The organism is Streptomyces beijiangensis, from assembly GCF_017315755.1.
Lineage (GTDB): Bacteria > Actinomycetota > Actinomycetes > Streptomycetales > Streptomycetaceae > Streptomyces > Streptomyces beijiangensis.
In genome coordinates, this window is the sequence record NZ_JAFLRJ010000961.1 from 1 (window position 1) to 382 (window position 382).

General features: G+C 69.1%; 1 protein-coding gene. It reads left to right on the forward strand.

Going from position 1 to position 382, the window contains the following annotated elements:
- A partial coding sequence (locus J0695_RS40100) for a glutathionylspermidine synthase family protein (RefSeq protein WP_206969740.1) occupies positions 1 to 382 on the forward strand: 382 nt, incomplete at both ends.

A 382-nucleotide genomic window follows, 5' to 3' on the forward strand; every position in this document is an offset into this window, starting at 1 on the left:
CGTCCGTACTGGGACGAGAGCGCGTACTACGAATTCACGCTCCCCGAGGTCGAGGCGCTCGAGGACGTCGTGGAGGAGCTGCACTCCATGTGCCTGGCCGCGGCCGCGCACATCGTCGAGCGGGGCCGCTTCGCGGAGCTGGGGATCACCGACCCGCGGCTGATCGACCTCATATCCGAGTCCTGGCGGCGCAGGGCTGAACAGCCCTCCCTGTACGGCCGGTTCGATCTGCGGTACGACGGCACGGGCCCGGCCAGGATGCTGGAGTACAACGCCGACACCCCCACCTCACTGGTGGAGGCGGCGAGCCCGCAGTGGTTCTGGATGGAAGAGCGCTTCCCCGGCGCCGACCAGTGGAACTCCCTGCACGAGCGGCTCGTCG